We start from the raw sequence: 6,944 nt of genomic DNA on the forward strand, positions 1-6,944 counted from the left end.
GACCAGCGCCGGGCGATGGCCGCGCTGGCCTGGCACCCGCGCTGGGGCGACCGCGCCCAGGACGTCGTCGCGATCTGCCACGACGCCGACCCCGACGAGATCGACGCGGCCCTGCGCGCCGCGCTGCTCACCGACGCCGAGATCGCGGCCGGCGAGGACGCCTGGTCCGCCCTGCCCGACCCGTTCGGCTGGGCCCACGACGAGCCCTGCGCCGAGTCCGAGCCCGTGGGGCCCGCCGCCCTGGACGACCCCACCGTCCGTTCCGACCGAGAAGGAGACCTCTGATGGCCGTTCCCAAGCGACGGACGTCGCGATCGAACACCCGGCACCGCCGGTCGCAGTGGAAGGCGACCACGCCCGACCTCGTGCCGGTCACCCTGGAGGGACGCCGACACCTGGTGCCGCGCGCGCTCGTCCCGGCTACCGCCGGGGTCTGCTGCCGCCGCCCACCGGGCGGGACTGAGGAGACCCCTTACCGCGGACCCCGCGCGGCCCGCGGGACGGCGTGATCGCCCGATGCCCGGGCGGTCCCCTCAGCCGCAGTGTCGTCACCATGCTGATGACACACATCCCGATGGACCCCCTCGTCGCCCTCGCGAGCAGCGGCAGGCCCGGCTGCGGGAGGAGGCGGACCGGTACCGCGCGGCGCGGCTGCTGCGCGGCGCGACCGGCCCGTCGGCGGTGGGACGGCTGTGGCTGCGGCTGCGTACCCGGCTCACCGCCTCCCGGCGGCCGGGACGGGCCCCCGGGCCGGCCGGGCCCGCGACGCTCCCGCGGCGGCCCCGGGGCCGCACCGGGACCGCACCGGGGCAGTGCGCCGCACCCGGTGCGGGCCGGGACGCGTGGCTGAGCCACGCGTCCGGGCGAGCCCGCCGTCGTGGGCCCGGGAGTGTCGGTATCCCGTGCCACGATGCGCTCCATGACGGCGGCAGCGACCCACGGGGGCGGCCCCACCGGCCCGGACACGGACGAGCTGGTCGGCCGCGCGGAGGAGCTCTCCGGCTGCTCCGCGACCTCGACGCGGCCCGGGCCGGGCAGGCCCGCGCCGTGCTGCTCGCCGGGGAGGCGGGGATCGGAAAGTCCCGGCTCGCCGCCGCGCTCGGCCGGGCCGCCGCGGAGGCGGGCGTGCAGGTCGTCGTCGGGCGGTGCCTGGACGAGGGCGGCGCCGCACTCCCCTACCTGCCCTTCTCCGAGGTGCTCGGCGCGCTGGACCGGGCGGGCACCGCGCTGCGGCCGGTGCTGCACGGGTTGTTGCCCGTGTGCGCCGGAGGCACCCCGCCCCACGGGAGGGGACGGGGACTCCGGGCGTCTGCAGGTGTTCGACGCGGTGGCCGGTGCCGTGCGCGACGCCGCCGCGGCGGCCCCGCTGCTCGTCGTACTGGAGGACCTGCACTGGGCGGACCGCTCCACCAGGGAGCTGCTCGCCTTCCTGCTCGCCCGGCTGGGCTCGCAGCGGCTGCTGGTGCTGGGCACCTACCGCTCCGACGACCTGCACCGCAGGCATCCGCTGCGCGCGTCGCTGGCGGAGCTCGTCCGACTGCCCGCCGTCCGTCGGGTCGAGCTCGGGCCGCTCGCGCCCGACGCCGTGCTGGCGCTGGCCCGGGCCCGGGCGGCCACCGGGGGCGTCGACGAGGCCACCCTGCGCCGGATCGCCGCCCGCAGCGAGGGCAACGCCTTCTACGCCGAGGAGCTCGTCGCGGCGGGGTCGAACGGGCTGCCGGGCGGACTGGCCGACGTGCTGCTGACCCGGCTGGACCGGCTCGGACCACCGGCGCGGGAGGCTGTGCGGGGTGGCCTCGCTGGCCGAGCGGAGCATCTCCCACGACCTGCTGCGCGACGCGTCCGGGCTCTCCGCGGCCGATCTGGATGCGGGCCTGCGGGAGGCGGTGTCGCACCACCTGCTCGTCGCGGATCCGGCGCCCGGCGCGGAGTCCTACGCCTTCCGGCACGCCCTGCTCCGCGAGGCCGTGCACGACGACCTGCTCCCGGGCGAACGGGTACGGCTGCACTCCCGGCTCGCCGCGCTGCTCGCCCGCCGGGACGACACGCCCCCGGGGTGGCCGCCGCGCCTCGCCCGGCATTCGCTGGCCGCCACGACCTGCCGCGGGCGCTCGCGGCGTCGGTACGGGCCGCCGAGGAGGCCGCCGGCGGCACGGCCCGGCCGAGATGCTGGCCCACGCCGAGCGGGCACTGGAGCTGTGGTCCGCCGTCGAGGACCCCGAGCGGCTCACCGGGGTCACCGAGAGCGCGCTGACCCGGGAGGCGGCCTGGGCGGCGAGCGCCTCGGGCGATCCGGAACGGGGCCACCACCCTCGGGGCCCGCGCGGTCCGGGTCGCCGACCTCGGCGGGGATCCGCGGGCCGGGGCCGAGGCGCGCCGGCACTACGCGATGCGGCTGCTCGACAGCGGGTCCCGGGTGGACGCGGCGGTGGCCGCGGCCACGGAGGCCGTCGAGCTGCAGTCCGGGGGCCCGCCCGACACGGAGCTGGCCTGGTCTCACGCCGTGCTCGCGCGGGCGCACCTGAACGCCGACCATGCCGAGCCCGCCTGGTCCCACGCCCGCGCGTCGCTGGCGGTGGCCCGGGCGGTGCACGACACCGCGCCCCCCGCGGACGGGTCGGCCGGGTACCGCGACCTCAGCGCGGTCTGCGCGGACGCACTGATCACCCTGGCCTTCTGCGCCCGGCTGGAGGGGGACCCGCAGGCCGCCCGGGACCGGCTCGCCGGGGCGGCCTCGCTGGCCGCCGCCTCCGGGAACCAGGTCGTCGAGCTGCGGACCGTGTGGAACCGCGGGGTGTCGTTCGTCGAGGACGGCTTGCTCGACGCCGCCGCGGAGGAGCTCGCCGAGGGGGCCCGCCGGGCGGCCGCGTACGGGCTGCTCTGGGGCGGGTACGGCCTGGAGTTCCGGATCGCGCAGGTCCGCGTCGACGTGCAGCGCGGGGAGTGGGGGGCCGCCGTCCGCACCGCCGCGACGTCGACCCCACGCTGCCGCTGCGCGTCACCGGGATGCTGGCGGTGGCAGGCGCGGTGGTCGGCGTGGCCCGCGGAGACCTCGACGACGCCGAGGAGCTCTCCCGCGCTGGCCGCCGAGCCGCCGGCGCACGACCAGGCCGCGTTGTTGCAGGGCGTCGTCGGGGCCGAGTCGGCGCGCTGGCGCGGGGATCCCGCCCTGGCCGTGGACCGGGTCGCCGGCGCGCTCGGGGTGCTGCGGGCGGAGTACCCGCACCACCTCGGCGAGCTGGCGCTGTGTGCGCTGGGCGCGGCGGCCGGGCCGACCTCGCGGAGGCGGCCCGTACCGCGGGCAACCCGGCGGGGGCCGACGCGCACGCCGGGGCGGCGACCGGGCTCGTCGACGAGGCGGCACGCACCGCCGAGCGCGGCCTGCCCCGCGGCACCTCGGTCGGGCCGGAGGGCCGGGCGTGGCTGGCCCGGGCCCGCGCCGAGGCCGCCCGGGCCCGCGGCGACACGGCGCCGCAGGTCTGGGACCCCGTCGTGGAGACCTTCGCCGGGTACGGCGACCTCTACCGCGCCCGCGGAGGCCCGGTGGCGGCGGGCCGAGGCCCTGCTCGGGCGGGCGCACCGCGGTGGCCCCGGCACCGACGGCCGAGGCCGACCGCCGCGCCGCCGTCGAGGACCTGGCGGTCGCCGCGTCCGAGGCCGACCGGCTCGGCGCCCGCCCGCTGGCCGAGCCGCGCGTCCGCGCGCTGCGGGTGCGGGCCGGCGGACGGTGTGTCCCCGGCCCGGTCGGCGGCCGGCGGCGGTGGTTCCCCGCTCACCCCGCGCGAGCACGCGGTGCTGGAGCTGGTCGCGCACGGGCTGACCAACCGGGCGGTCGGCGAGCGGCTGTTCATCTCCGAGAAGACCGTGAGCGTGCACCTGTCCCGGGCGATGGCGAAGCTCGGCGCCTCCGGCCGCGCCGAGGCGGTCGCCGTCGCCACTCCCGGGGTCTGCTTCGCCCCACGGGAGTGAACCCTGCCCACCGGCTGTCCCCTCCGGACCGGACCGGGCCCGTGCGGGCCGTGACGTGCGCCACCGGTCGTGCCTAGGGTCGGTCGTACCGCACGTCACCGGCAGACCGATGGAGGTCGCATGGTCGCCCACGGGGTCGTCCCGCCGTCCCGGACCGGCAACGGAGCGGGGGTGCCCGCATGATCGCCCGCTCACCCGCCCCGGACCTGGACGTGCCCGCGCTGCCGGCCTCCGCGACGCTCCGCGGCGCCGCCGACCGGTTCGGCGACGCCACGGTGCTGCACCAGGCCGGGCACGAGCTCTCGTTCCGCGGGCTGCTGGAGCGCGCCTCGGCGTTCGCGCACGCGCTGCACGCCGACGGGGTCGGCCGCGGCGACGTCGTCGCACTGCACCTGCCGAACTGCCCGCAGTACGCGATCGCCTACTGGGGGACGCTGCTGGCCGGGGCCACCGTGACCCCGGCGAACCCGCTGCTCGCCCCGGACGACCTGGGGCACAGCTCGCCGACGCGGGCCGTCGTCGTCCTCAGCTGGGAGGCGGCGCTGCCCGCGGTGCTCGCCGCACGGCCGGCGACGTCGCTGAAGCGCGTGCTCGTCACCGGCGCCCACGGGGACCCGGAGCAGCCGGGGCCGGAGGTGACCGGGCTCGGTGCGTACCTCGACGGCAGGCCGTCGACACCGCCGGGCACCGACCTGGAGGTGGACCCGACCGGACCGCGACCTCGCCCACCTGGCCTACACCGGTGGGACCACCGGCCGGTCCAAGGGCGTGCGGGTCACCCACCGGCACGTGCTCACCAACGCCCTGCAGGCCGCCTGCTGGGGCACCGGCGCCCGGCCGGACGTGACCGCCACCGGGTACGGGCCCGGCGTCGTCCTGGCCGACCCCGGCCCCGTCTCGGAGTTCCCGACCCCGATCGGCACCGGGCGGCGCGATCGGCATCGCCCCCTGGTTCCACGCGATGGGGACGATCGGCGGGCTCAACGTCCCGCTGCTCACCGGGACGACGACCATCGTGCACGCTCGCTTCGACCCGCGCGCCTACCTGGCCGACGCCACCCGGTTCGCCGTCACCACGCTGTCCGGGGCGCCACCGGTGTACGCCGCGCTCCTCGCCCACCGCGAGACCGCCGGGGACCTGTCGTCGGTGCGGTCGCTGACCTCGGGCGCGGCGCCGTTGCCTGCCGATCATCCGGCGCGCGCGCGACTGGCTCGGCGAGGACCTGGTCATCTCCGAGGGCTACGGCCTGACCGAGGTGACGATGGCCGCCACCCTCGGCCCCGCCGCCCGGTCGGCGGACCGGCGACCGGCACCGTCGGGCTGCCGGTCGCGGGCCCGAGATCCGCATCTCCGGACCGGACGGCGAGGAGCTCGACGCCGGGGCCGAGGGCGAGGTGTGGATCCGCGGGCCGCAGGTCACCGGCGGCTACCACCGGCGCCCGGCCGAGACCGCGGCCGCCTTCGACGGCGACGGGTGGCTGCACACCGGCGATGTCGGCGTCCTCGACGAGGACGGCTACCTGCGCATCGTGGACCGGCTCAAGGACATGCTGCTCCACAAGGGCTACAACGTGTACCCGCGCGACCTGGAGGAGCGGCTGCTGGCGCTGCCGGGCGTGACCGGTGCGGCCGTCGTCGGGCGCCCGTGGGGGTCGACGGCGAGCACCCGGTCGCGTTCCTGACCACCGCGCCCGACGTCGACGAGGGCACGGTCCGCGCCGCCGTCGACGGGCTGAACGAGCGTCTGCTGCCCTACCAACGTCTGCGGGAGGTGCATCTGATCGGGGCGATCCCGGTCTCGGCGGCGGGCAAGGTGCTCAAGCGGGACCTCCGCGAGCAGCTGCCGACGCCGCCCCCGCGCGCAGCGAAGGAGTGATGCACGACCACGCTGCGTGAGTGAAGGACCGCTACACGGGTGGGCGTGTACCCCCAACGAGTGGAGTAGTCACTCCGACGGTTGGCGTAGGGGGTGACCGGATAACAGGGTGGTCGTACGACACGACAGACGGGTGGAAGCAGGAGCCGGCGGCGCGCACCGGGTCCCGAAGAACCCCGTATCGACTCCCCGAGATCGTGGTGATCGTCATGTCCGCGCCAGCCGTCCGCATCCCCAGCCCGCGCCGCCCCTGGGCGCCGTCCCCGCCACCCCGTCGGTCCCCGCACCGCGGGTCGGTGGGGCCGTGCCGACGGACCGGGTCGAGGGGCGGCACCGTCGTCGCGAGGACCACGTCGACCTGCCCGCGCCCCGCCGGGAGCGTCCGCGGTCGACCTCCCCGCAGGCACCGGGCGTCCCCGCACCGCGGCCGGCGTCGCCGGGTTCGTCGGCGGGGCGTGCGGGTGCGGCGCAGCAGCACCGAACCACGCAGCAGCAGCGCGCCACGCAGCAGTACCGCACCACTTCGGCTCCGGCTCAGAGCGTGTTTGGAAATGGTGGGTGTGTCGGGATGGTCGACACGGCTGGGGTGCTCCATCGTGGTCGGCATGCAGGAACGACCGCGCCGGTACCCCTCGGACACCAGTGATGCCCAGTGGGTGGTGATCGAGCCGTTGTTTACCGCCGCTCGCGCGGCGGGGGCGGCCTGTTGCTCATGCTCGTCGGGACGTGCTGGACGCGATCTTGTATGTCGTGCGGACCGGGTGTGCCTGGCGGGCGTTGCCGGTGGACTTCCCGCCCTGGCAGACCGTCTACTGGTACTTCAACCAGTGGGAACAGCAGAAGGTCACCGAGAAGATCCTCCCGGTCGTGCGGGGCAGTTACGTATCGCCGAGGCCGTGATCCGGAGCCGAGTGCGGGGATCATCGATTCCCAGTCGGTCAAGGGCGCCGACACCGTCGGCCAGGACTCCCGCGGCTACGACGCCGGGAAGAAGACAGGCGGACGGAAACGGTTCATCGTGACCGACACCCTCGGTCTGCTGCTGACCACGATGGTGTGCTCGGCCTCGGTACAGGACCGCGACGGCGCCAAGCCGCA

Annotated in this window: 4 protein-coding genes and 9 pseudogenes; all 13 read left to right on the plus strand. The window is 77.1% G+C overall.

Translation table 11 applies throughout. The features are described 5' to 3' along the window. Positions 1-285 (plus strand): annotated as a pseudogene (locus tag KPL57_RS60415) (GTP-binding protein); the annotation flags it as partial. After that, positions 285-463 (plus strand): annotated as a pseudogene (gene rpmF / locus KPL57_RS60420) (50S ribosomal protein L32). The pseudogenes KPL57_RS60415 and rpmF, both read left to right, overlap by 1 nt. A gap of 53 nt (positions 464-516) precedes the next feature. Beyond that, positions 517-1,200: pseudogene (locus KPL57_RS73365) on the plus strand (AAA family ATPase); the annotation flags it as partial. 103 nt (positions 1,201-1,303) lie between these two features. Further along, a pseudogene (locus KPL57_RS60430) lies at positions 1,304-2,254 on the plus strand (LuxR family transcriptional regulator); the annotation flags it as partial. Between the two features lie 135 nt (positions 2,255-2,389). Further along, positions 2,390-3,820, plus strand: a complete 1,431-nt coding sequence (locus KPL57_RS60435; RefSeq protein WP_226358903.1) for a hypothetical protein — start codon at positions 2,390-2,392, stop codon at positions 3,818-3,820. Further along, on the plus strand, positions 3,793-3,969 hold the full coding sequence (locus tag KPL57_RS71220) for a helix-turn-helix transcriptional regulator (RefSeq protein WP_308253265.1): 177 nt from the start codon (positions 3,793-3,795) through the stop codon (positions 3,967-3,969). Before KPL57_RS60435 ends, KPL57_RS71220 begins: the two co-directional genes overlap by 28 nt. Positions 3,970-4,148: 179 nt before the next feature. Further along, a pseudogene (locus tag KPL57_RS68670) lies at positions 4,149-4,526 on the plus strand (AMP-binding protein); the annotation flags it as partial. A gap of 91 nt (positions 4,527-4,617) precedes the next feature. Continuing rightward, positions 4,618-4,743 (plus strand): annotated as a pseudogene (locus KPL57_RS71225) (hypothetical protein); the annotation flags it as partial. 187 nt (positions 4,744-4,930) lie between these two features. Beyond that, a pseudogene (locus KPL57_RS68675) lies at positions 4,931-5,116 on the plus strand (acyl-CoA synthetase); the annotation flags it as partial. A 248-nt stretch (positions 5,117-5,364) separates the two neighbouring features. Further along, positions 5,365-5,652: a hypothetical protein gene (locus KPL57_RS68680; RefSeq protein ID WP_374203960.1), complete on the plus strand. Its 288-nt coding sequence runs from the start codon at positions 5,365-5,367 to the stop codon at positions 5,650-5,652. Next, positions 5,616-5,846 (plus strand): hypothetical protein, encoded by a 231-nt coding sequence (locus tag KPL57_RS68685; RefSeq protein ID WP_264199968.1) that lies wholly within the window; start codon positions 5,616-5,618, stop codon positions 5,844-5,846. Before KPL57_RS68680 ends, KPL57_RS68685 begins: the two co-directional genes overlap by 37 nt. A gap of 684 nt (positions 5,847-6,530) precedes the next feature. Continuing rightward, positions 6,531-6,746 (plus strand): annotated as a pseudogene (locus tag KPL57_RS60450) (transposase); the annotation flags it as partial. A 16-nt stretch (positions 6,747-6,762) separates the two neighbouring features. Continuing rightward, positions 6,763-6,944, plus strand: a pseudogene (locus KPL57_RS73370) (transposase); the annotation flags it as partial.

This window comes from Pseudonocardia sp. ICBG601, from assembly GCF_020496245.1.

Bases quoted from the DNA above. Each gene is read 5' to 3' on its own strand.
- KPL57_RS60435 (WP_226358903.1), top strand. From the start codon at position 2,390: ATGCGGCTGCTCGACAGCGGGTCCCGGGTGGACGCGGCGGTGGCCGCG.